Here is a 24,397-nt window from a genome sequence, read left to right on the forward strand (position 1 = left end):
GGCGGTACGCCCGCCCCGCGGGCCCTCGCGGGGAACCGGCGCCCGCGCGGCGGGGCTTGCCCTCTGGCGTGCCGCCGATGCCGAGCACGCGCCCGTCACGACGCTGCGAAGCTGTCCACCGCGACGTCGAAGTACTTCTTCGCCTCGGCGACCCTGCCGACCGGCGCCGACACCCACACGTCGTACATCCGCCCGTCCTGCTCCCAGCACAGGTCGTACGTGTGCCGCGCGCCCTCGGCCCTGGTGAAGCCGTCCCAGCTGAACTCCCAGAGGGCGGCCGGGTTCGCGCCGTGCGTCGTGGCGGTGACCCGGCCGTCGCGGTAGCCCGGGTTGGTGGAGGGGCCCTCGGCGGCGGAGGCGCGCATCACGGCCAGCGGCCCGCCGGACCGGGGAGCGGCGATCTTGATGCCGAGCCGGAAGGCCGAGCCCGGCGACAGGTAGAAGACGCGCTCCCCCTGCGGTTCGCGGGTGAAGCCCTCCGGTACGGCGAGCGTGAACCCACCGGGGTCATGGGCCAGGCGGTACCCCTCGGGCGCCTTGCGGGCGGCGGGCGAGGCGCCCGACGAGCGGGTCACGGTCACCGTGGGCGCGGGCGGCGCCGGTTCGGACGTGGCCGGCGCGGTGCCGCTCCGCGTCGTACGGGTCGTTTCCTGCGGCGCCGAACTCGTGGGCGAGCCCGCCGCTTCGTCGTCGCCGCGCATCAGCAGCGCCGCCGCGGACAGGCCGGCGCCGGCCATCGCGGCCACGAGGGCAGCGACGACCAGCATGCTCCGCGCGGAGTGCCGCCTCGGCGGTACCGCCGCGGAGGCGGCCGGGCCGGACGGGCCGGTGCCGGCGGGCGGGGTCGGGAGCGAGGACGAAGGCGGCGAGGACGGGGGCGGCGAGGACGGCGCCGGGACGGTCCCGCCCGTCGGCACGTCCCGCCGGGTCGGCGTGTACCCGGTCCCCAGCCGCGGCGTGCGCCCCGTCTCGCGGAACGTCCGCAGCATCCCCTCGGCCTCCACCGCACCGAGCCTCCGGTCCGGATCCCGCTCCAGCAGGCCCCGTACGACGGGAAGCAAGGGTTCGGCCTGGGCGGGCGGACGCACCTCGTCGACGACCACCGCGTGCAGGATGCCGCCCAACGAGTCGCGCCGGAACGGGGATTCACCGCTCAGGGCCGTGCACAGCAGGGCGCCGAGCGACCACAGATCGGACTCGGGGCCCGTCCGGGCGCCGGACATCCGCTCGGGCGCGGTGTACTCGGGCGAGCCGACGAAGGCTCCGTTCTCGGTGAGCGTCGTCGCGCCCGCGACCTGGGCGATCCCGAAGTCGGTGAGGACGACGCGGCCGGTGCCCGCCTCCATCAGGACGTTGGCGGGCTTGAGGTCACGGTGCAGGATCCCGGCCTCGTGCGCGCGCCGCAGCGCGCCGAGCAGGTCGATGCCGATCCGGGCGGCCTCCGGCGCGTCGACGGGCCCCGCCGTGGCGATGCGGTCGGCGAGGGAGCCACCGACAATCAACTCCATGACGATGTACGGGCGTTCGTCCTCCTCGACCACGTCGTGGACGACGATGACGTGCGGGTGCCTGAGCCGGGCGACGGCCCGGGCCTCGCGCAGGGAGCGCTCACGCTGCGTGCGGGCCTCGTCCGCCGACAGCGACTCGTCCGGGCACAGCTCCTTGACCGCGACCTGCCGTCCGAGCAGCTGGTCGGCCGCCCGCCAGACGACGCCCATCCCGCCCCGGCCGATCCTGGCCTCCAGCCGGTAACGTCCCGCGATCACACGGACGTTGTCCCCCTCGGTCCCCATGCGGCCCATCATGCCGCACCGGACAGGGGGCCTCCGGTACGGCGCCACCAGGTGTCCGACATGTGACGCGGGCGAGTTCGGCCCGGACACCGGCCGGTGTCCGCGAGGGGGCCGCGGAGGCCGGACGTCACCGGCCCACCGCCCGGCCGAACGGCGCGTCTCCCCCTAGCCGTTCGGGCGCCAGCCCCGCAGGACCGCGTCGAACTGCTCCCGTGTGGTGTCCCAGTCGGCGGCGGGGGCCGACATGTAGATCACGTACTCGACGCCGTCCCGGCCGAGATACGTCTGCTCGATGGCCCGGCGCGGTCCGGGGAAGGACGTGTCCTTGCCCAGCGCCGTCCAGGTGAAGTCCCACAGGGCGCCGCGGCAGTCGCGGAAGGTGTTGGACTGGAGGCTCACCCGCCGGTAGTCCTGCAACTTCCTCACCTGCTGCTCCAGGTCCAGCTGGTGCGCGTAGGGATTGTCGAAGTCCGGCGAGTCGTCCACCGCGATCCGGACGAAGTGCCGGCCGCCGTCGGGCGTGTAGTCGATCTGGTTGCCGTTGGCCCGGCGCTTCCAGTCCTTCGACGGCAGAGCGAGGCTGAACCCCTCGACGTCGTTGACGCGTACCCAGTCGCCGGGGACCGCGCCGTTCTTCCGCTGCCCCGTGCCGCCCGTGCCGCCGGTGTCACCGGTGCCGCCGGTGCCGGTCGAGGTGCCGCCGCCCTGCTCGCCCATGCCGTCGGTGTAGTGCAGGGCCAGGGCGCCGCCGCCTCCGACGAGCGCGGCCAGGACGGCCACGAGGACGAGCGTGCGGCCCAGCCGGCGCTTCTTCGGGGCACCCGGTGCTCCGTCGCCGGGCGGGTACGCGGTGGGCGGGCCGTGGAGGGTCCCTCCCGGCGCCCCGGGCACCTGATGCCCGGGTACGTGAGTGGTCGCCCAGGACGGTGTGCCCGGTCCACCCGGCGCGCCCGGACCACGGGGGTCGGTCGCGTATCCGGACGGCCCGTACCCGGCTGCTCCGTGTGCGGACGCCCCATGTGCGGACGCTCCGTGTGGGGCGGACCCGTGTGGGGCGGACCCGTGTGCGGACGCGCCCTGTGCGGCGGACCCGTGTGCCGTGGACCCATAGGTCGCGGACCCGTGTGCGGGGGCGCCGTGACCGGTCGCCCCGTGGGTGTGGGCGCCGACCGCGTCCGTCCCCGCACGCCGGCCCGCCGCCATCCGGCCCGTGTCCACGTGCTGCGTCGGCACGTGGGCCTGCGCGGCCCGTGGCCGCCGGCCCTCCGCGGCCTCGGCGAGCATCTGCTCGGTCTCCTCGGAACCGGGCCGGGCGGCGGGATCCTTGTGCAGCAACGCCTGGATGACCGGACCCAGCGGTCCCGCGCCGCGCGGTTCGGCGGGCTCCTCGTCGACCACCGCCTGCATCGTGGTCAGCGGGGAGGTGCGACGGAACGGCGACGTGCCCTCGACGGCCGTGTAGAGCGTCGCCCCGAGGGCCCACAGGTCCGAGGCGGGCCCGGGATCGTGCCCGCGCACCCGCTCGGGGGCCAGGAAGTCGACCGAGCCGACGATCTCGCCGGTGCGGGTGATGGTCGTGTCGCCCTCGACCTGCGCGATGCCGAAGTCCGTGAGCAGCACCCGCCGGTCGGCGGCGAGCAGCACGTTGCCCGGCTTGACGTCGCGGTGCAGCACACCGGCGGCGTGCGCGGCCCGCAGCCCGCGCAGCACCCACAGGCCGATGCGGGCCGCCTCGACGGGCTCCACCCGCCCCCGCGCCTTGACCTCGTCGGCCAGCGAATTGCCCTCGACCAACTCCATGACGATCCACGGCCGGTTGTCGTGATCGAGGACGTCGTGCACGGTGACGACGGCCGAGTGGTTGATCCGGGCGGCGGCCCGGGCCTCGGCATGCGTCCGGGCGAGCAGCACCGCACGGTCACTTTCCGTGACGTACAGCGCGGCCGTCAGCTCCTTGACCGCGACGGCGCGGTGCAGCACCTCGTCGTGCGCACGCCACACCCGGCCCATGCCCCCGCTGCCGATGGATTCGACGAGGCGGTAGCGGCCCGCGAGGAGCAGGCCCTGCATCTGATTCACGTTTCCCCGCAATGGTCTTGACAGGGTCACCCTAGGGACCGCGCCGTCCCGCAGGGAACCGGCGCGGTCGTACGGAGACCGCACTGTGACGGTTCTCGCTTCCGCGAACGGGAGGCAACCACGGGCGCAACTGCGCGTCGCCGGGCGCCCGCAGACACGGGGAGCCCTCCCGGATGCGGGACCCGGGAGCGGCGGACACGGCGCGCGGACGGACCGGACGCGTGGCCGGGGCGGCCATGGGCCGGGGTGCCGGACGCCTCAGCCGGTGAGCTGGTAGGTCGCCGACGCCTGCTCGTACAGCCGTGTCACCTCGTCGCGTTCGGCCTCGGGACCGCGGACCTGCACCACGTGGTACCGGCCGCCGACCACCATCGCGAGGTTGCGCACGAACAACTCGCGCCCCTCGCCGTCGGTCCAGGTGAACTGCCCCTCGGCCATGGTCCGGCCGCCCACGTCGATGGTCCGCATCCCGCTGGACGTGGCCCAGGTCGAGTCGCGGAACGGCTGCAACTCCCGCTCCCTCTCCCGCTGGTACGCCATCGGGTCCTTGCCGTACGCCTCCGTGCTGTCCCGCCCCGGTACGACGATCAGCTCGAAGTCCCCCTGGGAGTAGACGACTTGGCCGCGGCCGTTCTTCGCCGCCCGGTCCCAGCCGCGGGCCACGGCGACCCGGAAGCCCTCGGCGTCCTTGCGCACGGTGAAGCCCTGGGCAACGTCCGGGTCGGAGGAATTCTCCCCCGAACCGGTCGACTTCGAGGGGCTCTTGTCGCCGCCGGGCGAGGTCTGGTCGGGCCGCGGCTCGCTGCTCGCCTCGCCGCCCGAGCCCGCGCCGGGATCGGAGCTGGGGTCCGCCTGCTCGGCGGCGCCCGTCCGCTCGCCGTCCGTGGCGCCGGTGGTGTCCGCCTTCGGCATGAAGTACAGGGCGTACGCGACCGCCGCGGCCAGCAGGAGCAGCACCAGCAGGACCAGGTTCCGCCCCAGTCGGCGCGGCGGGGCCGACTTCTCCTGCCTGGCCCGCTTGTGCCGGGCGGGCAGTCCGGCGCGACGCCTGCGGACGAGTTCGCCCCGGCGCCGTACGATCGGCAGCCGCCGCGGGTCGACGGGGGGCGCGGCGATGACGTGCGCGCCCGCCTCCGGCTCCGGAGCCGACCGGACCAGTGAGCGCAGCCAGCCGCGGAGTTCCTCGAAGTCCAGCCGCTCGGTGGGGTCCTGGCGCAGCAGCGACTCCACGACCGGCCGCAGCGGACCGCACTCCTCGGCGAACGCCGGTGGCTCCGCACAGACCAGCTGGACCAGCTCGGCCGTGTTCTCCTCCGGGTAGGGCGCGTGCCCCTGCACGGCGCGGAAGAGGAGGGCGCCGAGCGCCCACAGGTCGGTGGCGGGTCCGATCGGCGCGGCGAGCTGCCAGTTCTCGTGCACGGGGCCGGCCTGCTCGGGCGCCCAGCGCTCGGTCACCGGGCCGACGACGGCCATCCGCGCCTGGCGTGCCCGTTCGGCGGCCAGCGCGGTGGCGGGCCCCCGGCGGGGCGCCGTACCGGCGACCAGGTGGTCCCAGCGGGCGGTGTCCTGGGCGGACTGCGGGGCGGACGCCTGCGGCGGCACCTGGCGGCGTGCCTGCTGGTGGGGCAGGCCCGTGGCGGGGGCGGGCGTCGCGGCGGCGGCGCCGAACTCGTGGACGGACTCCTGCGCCGGTTCGAGCAGCGGGGTGCCGCCGTTCCCCGGGTCGTGGAACGCCGTGTGCGCCTGGTCGCCGGCTCCGCCCGGAAGCGGGGTCCGTCCCGGGGCACCGGCTCCGGTCCGCGGTACGGCGCCGTGCCAGGGGTTCCCCCGGCCGACCCCGTACGGGTCGGCTATCTGTCCGGGCGGCGGGTTGCCGGGTGCGTACTCGACCCCTTGCCCACCGTCGCCCCGCCGGTTCCCGGCCGCATGCCCGACGCCGGAACCGGAACCGTAGCCAGTCCCCGGCCCACCCTCGGAGCCGTACCCGGCCCGCTCACCGGCCTCAGGACCATAGGGCCCCCGACCGCCGCCGTCACCGTACGCAGGCCGCCCCTGCCCGCCCTCAGGGCCGTACCCCGACGCCTGAGGGGACCCGCCCCCGTAACCGGATCCCGGCCCACCCTCGGAGCCGTACCCGGCCCGCGCACCGGCCTCCGGGTCGGGGCCCCTGCCCTGACCGGGGTCGTAGCCGCCCGGTGCCGGCAAGGCGTGGTCGGGCGTGGGGTCCGAGGGCTCGGCGCGGCCCGGGGCCGGACGGGGCGCCGGCAGGGCGGCGCGGCTGTCGCGCTCCTCGTCCTGGACCCGGGCCGCGGCCCGCGCACCGGCCCGGTACGCGGCGATCGCCCCGGCCCGTGCCGCCCGTACGTCGTCGCCCTCGGGCGCGCGGCCACCAAGGGCCGGAACACCTCCACGAGGGCCCTCCGCTATCGGTGCGCGACCCGCGGCCCGCGCCTCGACGCCGGCCGCCCGCGCCTCCATGCCCTTCTCGCGGGCCTCGATCGCGGCCCGCCGGGCCGCTTCGGGGTCCCGGCTGAGCGGGCCGCCGCCCCCGGCGCCCGCGCCGAGCGAGTGGCCCGCGACCCCTCCGGCCACCGGGCCGCCGTACGCGCCGCCCGGACCGGGGACGCGCCCGTCCCCGGCCGGCCCGCCGCCGGGGCCCGCCTCCCCGTCCCGGGGCGGTACGGGGTCGTACCCGCACAGCGCCTCCTCGGCGGCGCCGACCGCCAGACCGCTGAGCATGACGCGGCCGTCGTCGCAGACGAGGACGGTGCGGGCGGTGATGTTCCGGTGGACCCAGCCGTGCGCGTGCAGCACCCGCAGGGCCATGAGCACGTCCGAGGCGACCTCGGCGGCCCGGTACGGGGTCAACGGCTTCTCGGCCAGCAGCGCCGCCAGCGGCCGGGCGGCCACCAGCTCGCTCACGACCCAGAGCGAACCACCCTCGGCGAACACGTCGAAGACCTGGTCGAGCCGGGGGTGGTCGGGTATCTGCGCGGCGGCCTGCGCGGCCTCGATGGCGCGCCGCACGGCCGGTTCGGCGGGGCGCCGCGTCGGCCGGGCGGTCGCGCCGGCCCGGCCGCGCCGGCCCTGGACGCCGTCCCGCGCCACGAAGCCTTCCGGCAGCCCGTCCGCGTCGAGCACCTCCGCCTCGACGACCTCGGGCAACGGCACCTGCCGGACCAGGACTTCCTGTCCGCTGTAGGTGTCGAAGGCACGGGTCTCGGCGAGTTCGTACTCGTCGGACGGCGGCAGGGGCAGGCGGTAGCGGTCGGCGAGTACCCGTCCCGCGTAGTCGTCCACGACGCCTCCCCCGGCCGCCCGGTGGTCAATTCCGTTCGGGTTGCGCTCCGTTGTGATTCCGTACGGTCCGCAACCACTCACGATACGTGCCGGAGGCAACTCGCAATGAGGTGATGCGAGATCTCAGGCCCTCAACTCCTACCCAGGAGGCGCAGGGTGAACAATCCCCTCCGAACTGTCCACCCTCACCGGCCCCGCCGCGGCGTCACTTCTTCGGTTCGAACGACCTCGTCAGCGTGCGCCAGGTGTCCCTGCGCAGGCCGCTGCCCCAATTGGCATCCTTCGCGGTGTACATGAGCGCATATCCCTGATGCGAGTTGACGACGAATCCGCGGTCTATCGACCGGTATTTCGTCCCGCTCTCCACGTAGGTGAACTCCCAGTCGGCCGTGTTCCAGCCGCGGTAGCCCACCTTCTCTATCCGTATGCGCTGGTACTGCGGGCGCGTCATGTAGCGCTCCTGGTTCTTCCAGTCCGCGACCGGGTCGTCCTTGGGCGTGGACGTCCAGCCGACCAGGAGCTTCTGCCCGTCGGGGCCGGTGAAACGCGCCCCGGCCGCGCCCGTGGACTGGTACTTCCAGCCCTTCGGCAGTCCTATGGAGAACCCTTGGCTCGCCTTGTACGTCCGTACGGCGGTGTCGTCGTCCGACTTCGTTTCGTCGTCGTCCGTGTCGCCCGAGGCGCTCGCGCTCGGCGTGCTCCCGGCGGTGCCGTCTCCGGCCGAACCGTCCGAGGCGCCGGCCGAGGGCTTCTTCTCGTCGCCGTCCGCGCCGGCGCCGGAACCCTTGTCCTTGTCACCGCTGCCGGCCGCCGTCCCGCCGGACGAGGACTTGGCGTCGCCGCCCTTGCTGTCCTCCGACCCGCCGTCACCGCCGCCGAAGGTCAGCGCGAGCACGGTGCCGATGATGGCGAGGACCACGACGACCGCCGTGATCACCAGCGTCCGCCGCGGCACCACGTCGGTCAGCGACGCCTTGGGCGCCGGCCGCGCGGGAGCCGGGGGCACCTCGGGCCAGCCGGAGCCCCGGCCCGCCGTCCCCTTGTCCACGCCGACCGTCGCACCGTCCCCGGCACCGGCCGCCCCGCTGCGGGACACCGCGGTCGCCGCGTCGGCGCTTCCGCTGGAACCGGCGGCCGCCGCACCGGCGCCGACCGCGCCCGCGGCACCCGCCCGGGACGCGCCACCGGACGCCGCGTCACCGGAACCGGGCTTGCCCGCACCGGACTTGGCGGAACCGGACGTGCCGGAGGGGAGCGCGCCCCCGCCGGACCCCGCGGCACCGGTGCCCGCGACGGGCGTGGAGCCGGACGTCCCCGTGGAACCGGACTTGCCGCGCGTGGTGGCCGCGGCCGCTCCCGCCGCCGTGGCCGCCTTCCGCACGGAACGCAGGGCCCCGCGCAGCCGCTCGCCCGCGTCCTCCCGCTTGGCACCCCTGCCGGAGTCCGCGTCCGGGAGCGGCGGCATCGCCACGACCTTCGTCGCGTCCGCCGGCTCCTGCGCCGACTCCTCGGCCCCGGGCGTGCGCAGCACCTCGGTGAGCATCGCCCGGGCGCCCGCGTCGTCGAGCCGCTGCTCGGGATCCTTGGCGAGCAGCCCGTAGATCACCTTCTCCAGCGGCCCCGCGTGCTTCGGCTGCTCCACCGGCTCGGTCATCACCGCGGTGAGCGTCGCGATGGCGGAACCCTTGTCGTACGGCGGAACGCCCTCCACCGCCGCGTACAGCAGTCCGCCGAGCGACCAGAGGTCGGCCGCGGGCCCCGGCTTGTGGCCGCGCGCCCGCTCCGGGGAGATGTACGAGGGCGCGCCGACGAGCATGCCGGTCGAGGTGATGGACGGGTCGCCCTCCACCTGCGCGATGCCGAAGTCGGTCAGCACGACCCGGCCGTCCTCGGACATCAGCACGTTGGACGGCTTCACGTCCCGGTGCAGGATGCCCTCGCGGTGCGCCGAGCGCAGCACGTCGAGGATCGCCAGGCCGACTTCCGCCGCCCGTCTCGGCGTCAGCAGCCCGTCCTCGCGGATGACCTCGGCGAGGGACTTGCCCTCGACGAGTTCCATCACGATCCAGGGCCGGTCGTCCTCGTCGACGACGTCGAACACCGTCACCGCGCCGCTGTTGCGGATCCGCGCGATGGCCTTGGCCTCGCGCAGGGTCCGGGTGATCAGCCGCCGCTTCTCGTCCTCGTCGATGCTCGACGGGAACCGCAGCTCCTTGACGGCCACCGTGCGGCCCAGGGTTTCGTCCTCGGCGCGCCACACCGTGCCCATGCCGCCGCGGCCGAGTACGTCTCCCAGCCGGTACCGCCCGGCGAGGAGACGCCCGCTCTTGTCCTGACGGGATGCTCCCGCCCGCTCCGCCTCCGACATGCGTCCCCTCATGCAACCCGCCCTGACAGAGCCTTCATTGTCCCCCACGTACGGACCACCCGACGCCCAGGGTGCCTCTGGACCCCGGGCGGGACCGGGCCTCGGTGCGCCCCACCAGGGGGACTGCCTGCCGCGCGACTCCCTACGTCGCGCATGATGGGCCCCCGACAAGGGAGGATCGCGATGCCGCTGCCCCGGACACGCCGGACACTCGTGACCATTCCGGTTGCCGCCGTCCTGCTCGGCCTGACTCCCGCCGACGCCCCCGCCGACGCGAGCGTCGCCGCGGACTCCGCCCTGACCCTGCTCGTCTCCCGGGGAAAGGCCCCGGCCGCGGCTCTCCTGGCCCGCGAGGAGACGGGTACCCGCTACGCCCACGCCGAAGCCGTCACCGACGCAACCACTTACGGCGCGAGGATCCCCTCGGCACCGGGCGCCCTCTCAGCCCGCGGCACCTCAACGGCCCCTGACACCGCGTCGGCACAGTCCGTACCCGGCACCACACCCGCCCGGACCGACGGCTCGGATGGGAGCAGCTCGGACGGAAACGGCTCGGACGGGAACGGCACCGCGTCCGCACGCGACACCGGCCCGGCCGCACCTGACACCCCCTCCGAGACGGCCGCCCCCTCTCCTTCCGGAACAACCGCTCCCGGCACCGTCCGAGACCCGGCCGCCGGGACCCGTGCCGGGACCGCCATCCGCCCCGGCGACCACTTCCGCGCCGGCAGCATCACCAAGACGTTCCTCGCGACCGTCGTGCTGCAACTCGCCGCCGAACACCGCCTCTCCCTGTCGGACTCCGTGGACCAGCACCTGCCCGGACTGGTGGCGGGAGCGGGCAACGACGGTCGCGCGCTGACCCTGCGTGCCCTGCTCACCCACACCAGCGGTCTGTACGACTTCACGGCGGCAACCAGGGGGACCGTCCCCGTCACCCCGCTTCAGGCTCTGCGCATAGCCGTCACCCACCCCCCGGCCGACTCCGGCCGCTTCTCCTACTCGAACACCAACTACGTGCTGCTGGGCCTGGTCGTACGACAGGTCACCGGCCACTCGTACGCCACCGAGATCCGGCGTCGCGTCATCACCCCCCTTCGTCTGACGGGCACCTCCCTCCCCGGCGCCCGCACCTCGCTCCCCTCCCCGCACGGCCGCGCGTACGCCGCCGACGGCTCGGACGTCACCGATCTCGACCCGCGCGTGGCCGGCGCGGCGGGTGAGCTGGTCAGCACCCTGGCCGACCTCGACCGCTTCTACGCGGCCCTGCTGGGCGGCGAGCTGCTCCCGCCGGACCGGCTGCGGGAGATGCTCGACACCCGTGCCGCGCACGGCACGTACGGCATGGGTCTCTACCCCGTGAAGCTGCCGTGCGGCACGACGGTGTGGGGTCACAACGGACGCATAGCCGGCAGCTACGTGCGCACCGCGGCCACCGTCGACGGCCGTCGTGTCCTCACCTTCCGCGTGAACACGGACGCGATAGCAGACCCCAGCCTCGAACCGGCCCTGCTCGCCGCCGAGTTCTGCCCCCGCACCCCTTAGAACGCCCGGGTTCCGAGCAAAGATCCCAGCTCACGACACCCGTTCGAGTGACATCCCGGCTCCGGACCTGCGGGGGCGGCGGACTCCGAAGCGAGCCGCGGGCCGTCCCGACGGGACCCGCCGCCGTAGCTCCACGGCGCACCGCTCTCAGACCTTCACGGCGACTCGCCGCCGCAACTTCACGGCGCACCACTTCATACCTTCGAGGCGGCTCGCCGCCGTAACTACGCGGCGCCCCGCCGCCAGGCCTCCACGGCGGCCACCCCCGACCACGGCGCCGCCCGGCGGACGTGAGCGAGGTCGGGCGGGCCGGCGAGTCGGCGGGGCGGCGGGGCGGCGGGGCGGCGGGGCGGCGGGGCGCGGCGAGTGGCACACACTCCGGCAACCGCAGCCGCCCCACCGGCAACCACGGCAGTCTCACCGGCCACCCACAGCCCTCTCGCCGACAACCACGGCCCTCTCACCACCACCACCACAGAGCGACTGCCGCGCCCGTACCACCGACACGGCCGCCACCGCCGACACCGGCAACACCACAGGCACGCCTGTGCCGCCCCGCGCTCACCCGGCACGATGTCCGTCCCGCCCCGCACTCACCTGGGCACGATGTCCGGTGCTCCCAGGCGGGCCGCGTCCGCCGTCAGGTCGTCGGGCTGGCGCTGCGACTCCCGTTCCGCCTCGACCCGCTTCTCGTAGTGCTCGACCTCGCGCTCGATCTGGTCCTTGTCCCAGCCGAGGACCGGCGCCATCAGCTCCGCCGCCTCCCGGGCGCAGCGCGTGCCCCGGTCGAAGGTCTCGATGGAGATGCGGGTCCGGCGGGTGAGGACGTCGTCGAGGTGGCGGGCGCCCTCGTGCGAGGCGGCGTAGACGATCTCGGCGCGGAGGTAGTCGTCGGCGCCCGTCAGGGGTGCGCCGAGCGAGGAGTCGGCGGCGATCAGGTCGAGCAGTTCGTCGGCGAGGGAGCCGTAGCGGTTCAGCAGGTGCTCCACCCGCACGACGTGGAGGCCGGTCTCGGACGCGATGCGGGCGCGCGCGTTCCACCGGGCGCGGTAGCCCTCGGCGCCGATCAGCGGGATGTCCTCGGTGACGCACTCGGCGACGCGCTGGTCCAGGGCGTGCACCGCCTCGTCCACCGCGTCCTTGGCCATCACGCGGTACGTCGTGTACTTGCCGCCCGCCACGACCACCAGGCCCGGCACCGGATGGGCGACGGTGTGCTCGCGGGAGAGCTTGCTGGTGGCGTCGGACTCCCCGGCGAGCAGCGGCCGCAGTCCCGCGTAGACGCCCTCGACGTCGTCGCGCGTCAGGGGCAGGGCGAGGACCGCGTTCACGTGCTCCAGCACGTAGTCGATGTCGGCGCTGGAGGCCGCCGGGTGCGCCTTGTCGAGGTCCCAGTCGGTGTCGGTGGTCCCGACGATCCAGTGCCGTCCCCAGGGGATGACGAAGAGCACGGACTTCTCGGTGCGCAGGATCAGACCGGTCGTCGAGTTGATGCGGTCCTTCGGTACGACCAGATGGATGCCCTTGGACGCCCGTACGTGGAACTGGCCGCGCTCGCCCACCATCGCCTGGGTGTCGTCGGTCCACACGCCCGTCGCGTTCACCACCTGCTTGGCGCGGATCTCGTACTCCCCGCCGCCCTCGACGTCGAGCACCCGGGCGCCGACGACGCGTTCGCCCTCGCGGAGGAAGGCGGTCACCCGCGCGCGGTTGGCCGCCTTGGCGCCGTACGCCGCGGCCGTGCGCACCAGCGTGGCCACGTAACGGGCGTCGTCCATCTGCGCGTCGTAGTACTGCAACGCACCGACCAGCGCGTCCTTCTTCAACGCGGGGGCGACGCGCAGGGCGTGGCGGCGTGTCAGGTGGCGGTGTCCGGGCAGGCCGCGGCCGCGCCCCCGGGCCATCGCCATGACGTCGTAGAGGGCGACGCCGGAGCCCGCGTACAGGCGCTCCCAGCCCTTGTGCTGCAACGGGTAGAGGAAGGGCACGGGCTTCACGAGGTGCGGGGCGAGCCGTTCCAGGAGCAGTCCGCGCTCCTTGAGGGCTTCGCGTACGAGCGCGAAGTCGAGCATCTCCAGGTAGCGCAGACCGCCGTGGATCAGCTTGCTGGACCTGCTCGACGTACCGGAAGCCCAGTCGCGCGCCTCGACGATTCCGGTGGACAGGCCGCGCGTCACGGCGTCGAGCGCGGTGCCCGCACCGACCACGCCCGCGCCCACGACCAGCACGTCCAGCTCCCGCTCGGCCATCCCCGCAAGTGACTCGGCGCGCTCCGCCGGCCCCAGTGTCGCTGTCCTCACCGCTGCCTCCCGCTATCCGTTGCGCTGGCCGCACCCGTCCGGCGAAGCCCGGCTCTCATCCCCCATGCCCAAATTCTCACCGTGTTGCCCACCTTCGGCCACTGTCCGCCGGACCGCCTGTGGACATCAATCGGGGACTCTCGGGAAAACACAGCCGAGTAATCCCGCAAATCGGTCATATTTACTCCTAGTCTGACATTGCGCTCGCTCGTTCTGTCCACCGGGCTTGCACACCTGTCCCACTACGGCTACTGGGAAGGACGGCCCACGCCATGCCCGCAGATCTCGCCGTCATCGGACTCGGTCATCTCGGCCTGCCCCTGGCCCAGGCCGCCGTCGCCGCCGGCATCCCCACCGTCGGCTACAAGACCGGCCCCGAGGGCGGCTCCCTCACCGCCGCCGAACTGCGCCGGATGCACTCGGAGGGCTTCCGGCCGACCACCAACCCGGCCGAACTCGGCCGCGTACGCACGGCGGTCATCTGTGCGCCCACCCCGCGCGGCGCGGACGGGGCCCCGGACATGAGCCAGGTGGCCGGCGCCGCCCGCACCCTGGCCGCCCGGCTCCGCCCGCACACCACGGTGATCCTGGAGTCCCCGGTGCACCCGGGGACCACGGAGGAGTTCCTGCGCCCCCTGCTGGAGGAGGGCTCGGGCCTGCGCGCCGGCCGCGACTTCCACCTCGCGTACTCGCCCAGCCGGGTCGACCCGGGCAACCGCGACTTCAGCCCGTCCAACACCCCCAAGGTGATCGGCGGCCTCACCCCCGCCTGCACCGAGTCGGCCGCCGCCTTCTACGGACGCCTCACCGACAAGGTCGTACGCGCGCGTGGACCACGCGAGGCGGAGACCGTGCAGCTCCTGGAGACCAACTTCCGGCACGTGAACATCGCCCTGGTCAACGAGATGGCCGTGCTCTGCCACGACCTCGGCGTCGACCTGTGGGACGTCATCCGGTGCGCCGAGACCAAGCCGTTCGGCTTCCAGGCGTTCCGGCCGGGGCCCGGCGTCGGCGGCCACGCCGTCGCCCAGGACCTCACCGGCCGCTCGGGCCGCACCCTGCGCATGGTCGAACTGGCCCAGCAGGTCAACGACCACATGCCGCAGTACGTCATCCAGCGCGCCGCGACCCTCCTCAACGAGCACGGGAAGTCGGCCCGCGGCGCGCGCGTGCTGCTGCTGGGCGTCACCTACAAGCAGGACCTCGCCGACCAGCAGGGCTCCCCCGCGCACGAGATCGCGCTGCGCCTGATGGAACTCGGCGCGTCCGTCAGCTACCACGACCCGCTCATCCCCGCCTGGAGCGTCCTGGACCGTCCCATCCCGCGGGCCGACTCGCTCTACGAGGCCGCGGCCGACGCCGATCTGACGATCCTGCTCCAGCAGCACCGCACGTACGACCTCCAGGGCCTGTCCGTGAAGGCCCAGCTCCTCCTGGACACCCGGGGAGCCACCCCGACCGGGGCGGCACACCGCCTCTGACCTCCCGGAAACCCCGCACGGACTGTCGGCGCGCCCTGCTAATGTGCGGCAGCTCTCGCACACACGTGCGCTCGCGTTCTCGGCGCACCCGTCGTGCGCCGCCGTCCCTGGGGGGATCCACATGAGCAACCCGTCCACGCCGCCACCCGTGCCACCGGCCGAGCAGTCCGGGAACCCGTACGCGCAGGGAACGGCTCCGCAGGATGCGCCGCCCGCGCCCGGTTTCCCGCAGCAGCAGGGCAGCCCGGCCTTCCCGATGGCCCCGATGGCCCCTATGGCCCCCACCGTGCCGGCCCGCGCCGGCCTCGGCCTCGGCCTCGCGGCAGCCGTCGGTGCCGCCCTGGTCGCCGCGGGCGTCTACGGCGTGGTCATCGGCCTCACGAAGCACGAGATCGGCTGGGCCGCCGTCGGCGTCGGCTTCGTGATCGGCCTCGCGGCGGGCCGGGTGGGCGGGCGCAACCCGGTCCTGCCGGTCGTCAGCGTCGTGCTGTCCGCGGCCTCGGTCTACTTCGGCCAGCTGATCGGCGATGCCATGCTCATCGCCAAGGAGTTCGGCGTCGGCTTCAGCGAGGTCTTCTTCGACCACCTCGACCTGGTCCAGGAGGCGTGGAAGACGGACGCCGACCCGCTGACCTTCGTCTTCTTCGCGATCGCCGCCTACGTGGCGTTCTCCAGCGCCAGGAAGGCCGGCCACCAGTAGGTCCCGCACACGAAAGGGCCCGGTCACCCCACGGCGACCGGGCCCTTGACGTCGTACGACGACGGACTAGCGCTTGTGCTGCGCGTCCGCGACCGTGACCTCGACGCGCTGGAACTCCTTGAGCTCGCTGTAGCCGGTGGTGGCCATGGCGCGGCGGAGGGCACCGAAGATGTTCATGGAGCCGTCCGGGATGTGCGAGGGACCGGTGAGGATCTCCTCGATCGTGCCGACGGTGCCGAGGTCGACCTTCTTGCCACGCGGCAGCTCCTCGTTCACCGCCTCCATGCCCCAGTGGTGGCCCCGGCCGGGCGCGTCCGTGGCACGGGCCAGCGGGGAGCCCATCATCACGGAGTCGGCACCGCAGGCGATGGCCTTCGGCAGGTCGCCGGACCAGCCGACGCCGCCGTCGGCGATGACGTGCACGTACCGGCCGCCGGACTCGTCCATGTAGTCCCGGCGGGCCGCGGCGACGTCCGCCACCGCGGTCGCCATCGGGACCTGGATGCCCAGGACGTTGCGGGTGGTGTGCGCGGCGCCGCCGCCGAAGCCGACCAGCACACCGGCCGCGCCCGTGCGCATCAGGTGCAGGGCGGCGGTGTACGTGGCGCAGCCGCCGACGATCACCGGGACGTCCAGCTCGTAGATGAACTGCTTCAGGTTCAGCGGTTCGGCGGCACCGGAGACGTGCTCGGCCGACACCGTCGTACCGCGGATGACGAAGATGTCGACGCCCGCGTCCACGACGGCCTTGGAGAACTGCGCCGTCCGCTGCGGGGACAGCGCCGCCGCGGTGACCACGCCGGAGTCGCGCACCTCCTTGATGCGCTGCCCGATCAGCTCCTCCTTGATGGGAGCCGCGTAGATCTCCTGGAGGCGGCGGGTCGCGGTGTCCGCGTCCAGCCCGGCGATCTCGTCGAGCAGCGGCTGCGGGTCCTCGTACCGCGTCCAGAGTCCTTCGAGGTTGAGGACGCCCAGGCCGCCCAGCTCGCCGATGCGGATCGCGGTGGCCGGGGAGACGACCGAGTCCATGGGGGCGGCCAGGAAGGGCAGCTCGAAGCGGTAGGCGTCGATCTGCCAGGCGATCGAGACCTCCTTCGGGTCCCGGGTCCGGCGGCTCGGGACGACGGCGATGTCGTCGAAGGCGTACGCCCGGCGGCCGCGCTTGCCGCGCCCGATCTCGATCTCAGTCACGTGTGTGGCCTTTCCGTCTGCGTTCCAGCGCCTTCCAGTATCCCCGACGCATACGGCGAGAGCGGCCCCCAAGGCTCCGGGGCCGCTCTCGATCGCACATCGAAACGCGCTTCACGCGCGCGTGGGCATCACTTACGGCTGTAGTTGGGGGCCTCGACGGTCATCTGGATGTCGTGCGGGTGGCTCTCCTTGAGACCCGCCGAGGTGATCCGCACGAAGCGGCCCTTGGTCTCCATCTCGTCGATGGTGGCGGCGCCCACGTAGCCCATGGTCTGGCGCAGACCGCCGACGAGCTGGTGCAGCACGTTGGCGAGCGGGCCGCGGTAGGGCACCTGGCCCTCGATGCCCTCGGGCACGAGCTTGTCGTCGGAGGCCACCTCGGCCTGGAAGTAGCGGTCCTTCGAGTACGACCTGCCCTGGCCGCGGGACTGCATGGCGCCCAGGGAGCCCATGCCGCGGTACGACTTGAACTGCTTGCCGTTGATGAACTGCAGCTCGCCCGGGGACTCCTCGCAGCCCGCGAGGAGGCTGCCCAGCATCACCGTGTCGGCGCCGGCGGCGAGCGCCTTGCCGATGTCGCCGGAGTACTGCAGGCCGCCGTCGCCGATCACCGGGACGCCCGCGGCGCGGGCCGCGAGGGCGGCCTCGTAGATGGCGGTGACCTGGGGGACGCCGATACCGGCGACCACGCGGGTCGTACAGATGGAGCCGGGCCCCACGCCCACCTTGACGCCGTCGACCCCGGCGTCGATCAGCGCCTGGGCGCCGTCACGCGTGGCGACGTTGCCGCCGATCACGTCGACGCCGACGCTCGACTTGATCTTGGCCATCCAGTTGAGGGCGTTGCTGTTGTGCCCGTGGGAGGTGTCGACGATCAGGAAGTCCACACCGGCCTCGGCGAGCGCCTGGGCCCGCTCCAGCGCCTCGGGGCTGGCGCCGACGGCGGCACCCACGAGGAGGCGGCCCTCGGCGTCCTTCGCGGCGTTCGGGTACTTCTCGGCCTTGACGAAGTCCTTGACCGTGATGAGGCCCTTGAGGATGCCCGCGTCGTCGACCAGCGGCAGCTTCTCGATCTTGTGGCGGCGGAGCAGCTCCACCGCGTCGTTCCCGGAGATGCCGACCTTGCCGGTGACCAGGGGCATCGGGGTCATGACCTCGCGCACCTGACGGGAGCGGTCGGTCTCGAAGGCCATGTCGCGGTTGGTGACGATGCCGAGCAGCTTCTTGTTGCCGTCGGTGACCGGCACGCCGCTGATGCGGAACTTGGCGCACAGGGCGTCCGCCTCGGCGAGCGTCGCGTCCGGGTGCACCGTGATCGGGTCGGTGACCATGCCGGACTCGGAGCGCTTCACGAGGTCGACCTGGTTGACCTGGTCCTCGATGGACAGGTTGCGGTGCAGCACGCCGACACCGCCCTGGCGGGCCATGGCGATGGCCATCCGGGACTCGGTGACCTTGTCCATCGCCGCCGAGAGCAGCGGGATGTTCACGCGCACGTTGCGGGAGATGCGGGACGAGGTGTCGACCGCGTTGGGCAGCACTTCCGATGCGCCCGGCAGCAGCAGCACGTCGTCGTAGGTCAGCCCGAGTGTCGCGAATTTCTCGGGCACTCCGTCGACGTTTGCAGTCATGACACCTTCCCCAAATGGCCTTGATCGGTGCGGATGTCCATGCTAACGGGAAGCACGGCTCTCTCATTCCACGGTTTCCGGCGCCCGCCGGCTTCGTGGCTTCCTACGAGCCGGGAGCCGGCACCGTTCACGCGCCGCCCCCGGAGTCTCCCGGTGGCACGGCGCCGGCCCGGGTCCGCCGGTCCCCCGCGTCCCGCCGTCACGGTCCTCGCCGACGCCGCGAAGCGCAACTGCCGTCCCCACGCGCGGTCCCGCACCGGCGAACGCCCGCGCGACACCGTCGTCCCGCCCCGCACCGGCCGCCGCGACAGACGGCGGCCGACGGCTTCCGGGGCGGCGGCCCCGCGCCCGGCAGGAGCCGTTACTGCTCCGCCAGGGCCCGCAGGCGGCTCAGGGCCCGGTGCTGGGCAACGCGCACCGCGCCCGGTGACATTCCCAACATCTGGCCCGTCTCCTCGGCCGTCAGCCCCACCGCGATGCGCAGCAGGAGCAGCTCCCGCTGGTTCTCCGGGAGGTTGGCCAGGAGCTTCTTGGCCCACTCGGCGTCGCTGCTGAGCAGGGCACGCTCCTCGGGACCGAGCGAGTCGTCCGGCCGCTCGGGCATCTCGTCCGAGGGCACGGCCGTCGAGCCGGGATGGCGCATCGCGGCGCGCTGGAGGTCGGCGACCTTGTGCGCGGCGATGGCGAAGACGAACGCCTCGAAGGGGCGCCCGGTGTCCTTGTAGCGCGGCAGGGCAAGCAGCACCGCCACGCAGACCTCCTGCGCGAGGTCCTCCACGAAGTGCCGCGCGTCGCCCGGGAGCCGGGACAGACGCGTGCGGCAGTACCGCAGAGCGAGGGGGTGTACGTGGGCGAGCAGGTCGTGTGTGGCCTGCTCGTCTCCGTCGACCGCGCGATGGACGAGCGCACCGATTGCCCCTGGGGCAGTGGCCGCCTCGTCGTCACGCATCGGTCCATGGTGCCTCGGCGTCGTCCGATCCGTGGCACCGCGTCCGTAGTTGTGCACCGAAGCGTTATGAGCAGGTGCGCCGGAACTCATCTCCTGCGCCCTCCCCTTCCGCTCGACCGAATCGTCCCCGAGGAACTCCACACCTCAAGGATGCGGCATCCGCCGGGAAACGGGGATCGGGCCTCGGAGGGACCGTGCGCGAAGGCCCGGCCCCGCCCGCCGGGAGGCGGGCGGGAAGCGCCGTACGGCAGGTGGGGACCGCCGTCCCGGGGCAGCTCACCTAGCGGACCAGGCCCCAGCGGAAACCGAGCGCCACGGCGTGCGCGCGGTCGGAGGCGCCGAGCTTCTTGAAGAGCCGCCGCGCGTGCGTCTTGACGGTGTCCTCGGAGAGGAACAGTTCACGTCCGATCTCCGCGTTGGAGCGGCCGTGGCTCATGCCTTCGAGGACCTGGATCTCACGCGCCGTGAGCGTCGGCGCGGCGCCCATCTCGGCCGACCTCAGCCGGCGCGGGGCGAGCCGCCAGGTCGGGTCGGCGAGCGCCTGCGTCACCGTGGCCCGCAGTTCGGCGCGCGAGGCGTCCTTGTGCAGGTAGCCGCGGGCACCGGCGGCGACGGCGAGCGCCACGCCGTCCAGGTCCTCGGCGACGGTGAGCATGATGATGCGGGCGCCCGGGTCGGCCGAGAGCAGCCGCCGGACCGTCTCCACGCCGCCCAGACCGGGCATGCGTACGTCCATCAGAATCAGGTCCGAGCGGTCGGCGCCCCAGCGGCGGAGCACTTCCTCGCCGTTGGCCGCCGTCGTCACGCGCTCGACGCCGGGCACGGTAGCAACCGCGCGGCGGAGCGCCTCTCGGGCAAGCGGGGAGTCGTCGCAGACGAGGACGGATGTCATGACCGCCCTCCGCAGCTGATGCGCGTCACCTTGAGCCTCCAGGCTGGTACGAATCGTCACCTGTGCGGTCGACACTCGCGGACGGATACTGCCGTCTGCCCGAGCGCTTGTTCCTTCAACCGCCTCGCACTCTCAACGATGGTCACTCGAAAGAGTTACGGGGCCATCCGCCGTCTTCGGCACTCTACGTGAGGGGGCGGACACGGTGCAGACATGCACAACGGACCCTCAACCTTTCACCACAAGCCATGCCCCATTTAGCCGGTTTTCTTCCCTTTTGCTGGTGTCTATGGCTAGATTCGCAATGAGTCATATTTTCATCTCCTTAGATCGTAGATGTACGGTCGGTGGGCACAGAGGCCCAGAACGGCAACAAGGGGACACGCAATGGCAGATTTCTCCCGCCTTCCCGGTCCGAACGCGGACCTCTGGGACTGGCAGCTCCTCGCGGCCTGCCGCGGGGTCGACAGCTCGCTCTTCTTCCACCCGGAGGGCGAGCGCGGTGCGGCACGGAGCGCTCGCGAGAACTCGGCCAAAGAGGTCTGCATGAGATGCCCCGTCCGCGCCCAGTGCGCGGCCCACGCCCTGGCGGTGCGCGAGCCGTACGGCGTGTGGGGCGGGCTGACCGAGGACGAGCGCGAAGAGCTGATGGGACGGGCTCGCAACCGGTTGGTCACGGCGGCGAGCAACGGCGGACCCGCGGACCGGCCGCATCACTGAAGGAACGTTTCTCCAGAAATGGGCACGCGCAGGCGTGCCCTTGCTTTTGGTGCCGTGGCGCGTGCCCCCGCCGCGGCGGGGTACGGGTCAGCGGGCCGCGGCCCGGGCCAGCCGGTCGAGGGTGGCCGCCACGGCGGGCACCTGGGCGAGGTCGGGCAGGGTGAGCGCGACGATCTCCCGCCGCACCGGAGGTTCCACCGCCACCGTGCGCACCCCCTTGGGGCGTACGGACTCCACGGCCAGCTCGGGCAGGACCGCCACGCCGAGGCCCGCGCCGACGAGGCCGACCACCGCCGGGTAGTCGTCGGTGGCGAAGTCGATGCGGGGCACGAAGCCGGCACTCCGGCAGACCTCGACCAGCTGGCCCCGGCAGCGCGGGCAGCCCGCGATCCACGGCTCCCCGGCGAGTTCCCCTATGGCCACCGAGTCCGCCGCGCCCAGCCGGTGGCCCGCCGGGACCAGCCCGACCAGCCGGTCCACCAGCAGCGGCCGCACGACCAGGTCGTGCCACTCCTCGGCGCCCGCCGCGCCCTCGTAGCGGAAGGCGAGCGCGATGTCGCAGTCGCCCTCGCGCAGCATCTCCACCGAGCGCGGCGGTTCGGCCTCCTCCAGGGAGACGCGGGTGCCGGGGTGGTCGGCGCGCAGGGCCGCGAGCGCGGTCGGCACCAGGGTGGAGCTGCCGCTGGGGAAGGAGACCAGGCGGACCCGGCCCGCGCGCAGTCCGGCGATGGCGGCCACCTCCTCCTCGGCCGCGGTCAGCCCGGCGATGATGCCCGCGGCATGCCGCACGAGGGCCTCGCCGGCCTGGGTCAGGCGCATCTCGCGGCCGGTGCGGACCAGCAGGGGCGTGCCGACGGAGGATTCGAGCGCCTTCATCTGCTGGCTGACGGCGGGCTGGGTGCAGCCCAGCTCGCGCCCCGCCGCCGAGAACGAGCCGGTGGCGGCCACGGCGCGCAGGACACGGAGATGACGGGCCTCGATCACCCGTCGAGCATAAGTGAGGCTTGGGCAGCGTGGCGAATATTGCGTCGACGCTTTGGCACGGCAGCGCTTAACGTGCGGGCATGAAGCTTCTGTCGCTGAACGTCGGCCGCCCGCGGGCGGTCTCCTACACGGACCAGCCCGAGGGGCTGACCGGAATCGACAAGCGGCCGGTGGACGGGCCCCTGGCGGTCTCGGCCCCCGGGCCCAAGGGCGTCGGGGCCGGCGGGGTGGCCGGGGACGCGGTGTGCGAGAAGCGCCATCACGGCGGGGACGACCAGGCGGTGTACGCGTTCGCGCGGGAGGACCTGGACGAGTGGGAGCGCGAGCTGGGCCGTCCGCTGACGAACGGCTCGTTCGGCGAGAACCTGACCACGTCGGGGCTCGACGTGTCCGGTGCCCGGATAGGCGAGCGGTGGCGCGTGGGGGCCGAAGTGGTCCTGGAGGTCACCTGCGGGCGCATCCCCTGCCGCACCTTCCAGGGCCACCTGGGCGAGCGGGGCTGGGTCAAGCGGTTCACCCACCGGGGCGCACCCGGCGCGTACCTGCGGGTGATCCGGCCCGGCGAGATCCGCGCGGGCGACCCGATCGAGATCCTGCACCGCCCGGACCACGACGTGACCGTGGCGCTCCAGTTCCGTGCCGTCACCATCGAGCGGACCCTGCTCCCGCGGCTGCTCGCGGCGGGGGACGCGCTGCACCCGGAGGTCCTGGAGGACGCGCGGAAGTACGTGGAGAAGTACGGGCGGTAGCGCCGGTCGGCGGGGGGCGGGGACCGGCGTCGGCGCGGGCGCGGCACCGGGCGGTGCGGGCGCCGGGACGCGCCGCCCGGTCACTAATCTTGGCCCATGACAACGGCTCTGATTACGGGATCGACCGCGGGCATCGGCGCCGCGTTCGCGCGGCGGCTGGCGGCCGACGGCCACAACCTCGTCCTGGTGGCGCGCGACACCAAGCGGCTGCGCGAGCAGGCGACCGAGCTGCACGACCGGCACGGCATCGAGGCGGAGGTGCTGACGGCGGACCTGGCGACGGACACCGGCATCGAGGCGGTCGCCACGCGCCTGGCCGACCGCAGACACCCGGTGGACCTGCTGGTCAACAACGCCGGTTTCGGCAACAAGGGCCGCTACCTCGACGTGTCGATGGCCGACGAGCTGAAGATGCTGAAGGTCCACTGCGAGGCGGTGCTGCGGCTGACCTCCGCCGCGGCCGAGGCGATGCGCGAGCGCGGCCGGGGCGGTGTCGTCAACGTCGCCTCGGTCGCCGCCTTCGTACCGCGCGGGACCTACGGGGCCTCCAAGGCGTGGGTCGTGCAGTTCACCCAGGGCGCGGCGAAGGACCTGGCCGGCAGCGGCGTGCGGCTGATGGCCCTGTGCCCCGGCTTCGTCCGCACCGAGTTCCACCAGCGGGCCGGGATGGGCACGGACAACATCCCGAAGTGGATGTGGCTCGACGCGGACAAGCTGGTCGCGGCGGCGCTGGCGGATCTGGCCCGGGGGAAGACGCTGTCCATCCCGGACCCGCGGTACAAGGCGCTGATGGGCGTGGTGAAGCTGACGCCGCGGGCCCTGCTGGGCGGGGTCACCTCGCGGACGGGGCGCAAGTACGGCCCGCAGTGAGGGAGTTCGGCGTGGGGTCGTCCCGCGGGCGGCGGGCCGCCGTGGAGTGGGTGGTGCCGTCGTTCCGGTGGGACGATGGAGGTGTTCGACCGGACCCAGGGGGCCGGAGGCGGCACCATGACATTCGTACAGCTCATCGACTGCAGGACCAGCCGGTATGACGAGATGGACCGGCTGATGGACACGTGGGTCGAGAAGACCAGGGGAAGGCGGACCGCGACGCACAGCGTCGTCGGCCGGGACCGCTCCGACGGCGACCACTTCGTGGAGATCGTGGAGTTCCCGTCGTACGAGGAGGCGATGCGGAACTCGAAACTGCCGGAGACCGACGCGATCTTCGAGGAGATGGTGGCGCTCTGTGACGGGATGCCGACGTTCACCGACCTGGACGTGGTCCGGGACGAGCGGCTGTACGCGGCGAACGTCCGTCGGTTCTTCGAGGCGGCGGCCGCCGAGGGCGAGCTGTCCCCGCTGAACGACCTGATCGCGGAGAACTACCACGACCACGATCCCGGCAACGAGCAGGACACCGTCGGCCTCGACGCTATCCGGCGCGACCTCGGGAGGTGGCGCACCGGGTTCGACTTCCGGTTCACCATCGAGGACCAGATCGCCGACGGGGACCGCGTCTGCACGCGGTGGACCTGGAACGGCACGCACAAGGGCGACTTCGCGGGCATCCCGCCGACCGGCCGCCAGGTCTCCCTGACGGGGGTGACCGTCTTCCGGTGCCAGGAGGACGGGAAGATCACCGAGGGCTGGTGGCAGTACGACCGGCTGGGGTTCATGGCGCAGCTCGGCGCGCTCGACGGCGCCGGTAACTGAGGCTCCAAGACGCCACAGCC

The 24,397-nt window shown here is 73.3% G+C and carries 17 protein-coding genes; 7 read left to right on the forward strand and 10 right to left on the reverse strand.

The window, feature by feature from the left end; translation table 11 throughout:
- Positions 1-95 precede the first annotated feature (95 nt).
- The 4 genes from ACWGIS_RS03635 to ACWGIS_RS03650 form a co-directional block, all read right to left on the reverse strand.
- Positions 96-1,793 carry a protein kinase domain-containing protein gene (locus ACWGIS_RS03635; RefSeq protein ID WP_453360780.1) on the reverse strand — a complete coding sequence of 566 codons (1,698 nt, stop codon included), beginning with the start codon at positions 1,791-1,793 and terminating at the stop codon, positions 96-98.
- Positions 1,794-1,958: 165 nt separating this feature from the next.
- Positions 1,959-3,863: a serine/threonine-protein kinase gene (locus ACWGIS_RS03640; RefSeq protein WP_453360897.1), complete on the reverse strand. Its 1,905-nt coding sequence runs from the start codon at positions 3,861-3,863 to the stop codon at positions 1,959-1,961.
- Positions 3,864-4,130: 267 nt separating this feature from the next.
- A complete protein-coding gene (locus ACWGIS_RS03645; protein ID WP_453360781.1) occupies positions 4,131-7,172 on the reverse strand; it encodes a protein kinase in 3,042 nt (1,013 codons plus the stop codon).
- Between the two features lie 205 nt (positions 7,173-7,377).
- The gene (locus tag ACWGIS_RS03650) at positions 7,378-9,540 is read right to left on the reverse strand and encodes a serine/threonine-protein kinase (protein WP_453360898.1); all 2,163 of its coding nucleotides are present in this window, start codon (positions 9,538-9,540) and stop codon (positions 7,378-7,380) included.
- A gap of 417 nt (positions 9,541-9,957) precedes the next feature.
- On the opposite strand from ACWGIS_RS03650, the gene ACWGIS_RS03655 reads away from it, so the two are divergent.
- Positions 9,958-11,085: a serine hydrolase domain-containing protein gene (locus ACWGIS_RS03655; protein WP_453360899.1), complete on the forward strand. Its 1,128-nt coding sequence runs from the start codon at positions 9,958-9,960 to the stop codon at positions 11,083-11,085.
- Positions 11,086-11,678: 593 nt separating this feature from the next.
- Here the strand turns inward: ACWGIS_RS03655 and ACWGIS_RS03660 are convergent.
- A complete protein-coding gene (locus tag ACWGIS_RS03660) occupies positions 11,679-13,385 on the reverse strand; it encodes a glycerol-3-phosphate dehydrogenase/oxidase (RefSeq protein WP_453360782.1) in 1,707 nt (568 codons plus the stop codon).
- Positions 13,386-13,657: 272 nt separating this feature from the next.
- Between ACWGIS_RS03660 and ACWGIS_RS03665 the strand changes: the two genes are divergently transcribed.
- Together ACWGIS_RS03665 and ACWGIS_RS03670 are read left to right on the forward strand one after the other, a co-directional pair.
- On the forward strand, positions 13,658-14,866 hold the full coding sequence (locus ACWGIS_RS03665) for a nucleotide sugar dehydrogenase (RefSeq protein WP_453360783.1): 1,209 nt from the start codon (positions 13,658-13,660) through the stop codon (positions 14,864-14,866).
- Positions 14,867-14,987: 121 nt separating this feature from the next.
- Positions 14,988-15,566, forward strand: coding sequence for a hypothetical protein (locus tag ACWGIS_RS03670; protein WP_453360784.1), 579 nt, complete (start codon positions 14,988-14,990; stop codon positions 15,564-15,566).
- A gap of 66 nt (positions 15,567-15,632) precedes the next feature.
- On the opposite strand, the gene ACWGIS_RS03675 is transcribed toward ACWGIS_RS03670, so the two are convergent.
- The 4 genes from ACWGIS_RS03675 to ACWGIS_RS03690 form a co-directional block, all read right to left on the reverse strand.
- Positions 15,633-16,757, reverse strand: a complete 1,125-nt coding sequence (locus ACWGIS_RS03675; RefSeq protein ID WP_355794079.1) for a GuaB3 family IMP dehydrogenase-related protein — start codon at positions 16,755-16,757, stop codon at positions 15,633-15,635.
- 128 nt (positions 16,758-16,885) lie between these two features.
- Positions 16,886-18,388: an IMP dehydrogenase gene (gene guaB, locus ACWGIS_RS03680; protein WP_453360785.1), complete on the reverse strand. Its 1,503-nt coding sequence runs from the start codon at positions 18,386-18,388 to the stop codon at positions 16,886-16,888.
- Positions 18,389-18,749: 361 nt separating this feature from the next.
- Positions 18,750-19,337 (reverse strand): sigma-70 family RNA polymerase sigma factor, encoded by a 588-nt coding sequence (locus tag ACWGIS_RS03685; protein WP_453360786.1) that lies wholly within the window; start codon positions 19,335-19,337, stop codon positions 18,750-18,752.
- Between the two features lie 280 nt (positions 19,338-19,617).
- Entirely contained in the window at positions 19,618-20,229 is a 612-nt protein-coding gene (locus tag ACWGIS_RS03690; protein WP_003948568.1) for a response regulator transcription factor, read from the reverse strand.
- Between the two features lie 387 nt (positions 20,230-20,616).
- Between ACWGIS_RS03690 and ACWGIS_RS03695 the strand changes: the two genes are divergently transcribed.
- On the forward strand, positions 20,617-20,949 hold the full coding sequence (locus tag ACWGIS_RS03695) for a WhiB family transcriptional regulator (protein ID WP_453360787.1): 333 nt from the start codon (positions 20,617-20,619) through the stop codon (positions 20,947-20,949).
- Between the two features lie 87 nt (positions 20,950-21,036).
- Here the strand turns inward: ACWGIS_RS03695 and ACWGIS_RS03700 are convergent, their stop codons facing one another.
- Entirely contained in the window at positions 21,037-21,933 is an 897-nt protein-coding gene (locus ACWGIS_RS03700) for a LysR family transcriptional regulator (RefSeq protein WP_453360788.1), read from the reverse strand.
- Between the two features lie 80 nt (positions 21,934-22,013).
- On the opposite strand from ACWGIS_RS03700, the gene ACWGIS_RS03705 reads away from it, so the two are divergent.
- The 3 genes from ACWGIS_RS03705 (at position 22,014) to ACWGIS_RS03715 (ending at position 24,377) form a co-directional block, all read left to right on the forward strand.
- Positions 22,014-22,682 (forward strand): MOSC domain-containing protein, encoded by a 669-nt coding sequence (locus ACWGIS_RS03705; protein ID WP_453360789.1) that lies wholly within the window; start codon positions 22,014-22,016, stop codon positions 22,680-22,682.
- Positions 22,683-22,778: 96 nt separating this feature from the next.
- Complete coding sequence (locus ACWGIS_RS03710; RefSeq protein ID WP_453360790.1) at positions 22,779-23,552, forward strand: SDR family NAD(P)-dependent oxidoreductase; 774 nt, start codon at positions 22,779-22,781, stop codon at positions 23,550-23,552.
- Between the two features lie 117 nt (positions 23,553-23,669).
- Positions 23,670-24,377: an ester cyclase gene (locus ACWGIS_RS03715; RefSeq protein ID WP_453360791.1), complete on the forward strand. Its 708-nt coding sequence runs from the start codon at positions 23,670-23,672 to the stop codon at positions 24,375-24,377.
- Positions 24,378-24,397: the final 20 nt, after the last annotated feature.

Source organism: Streptomyces sp. NPDC054842 (assembly GCF_053611025.1).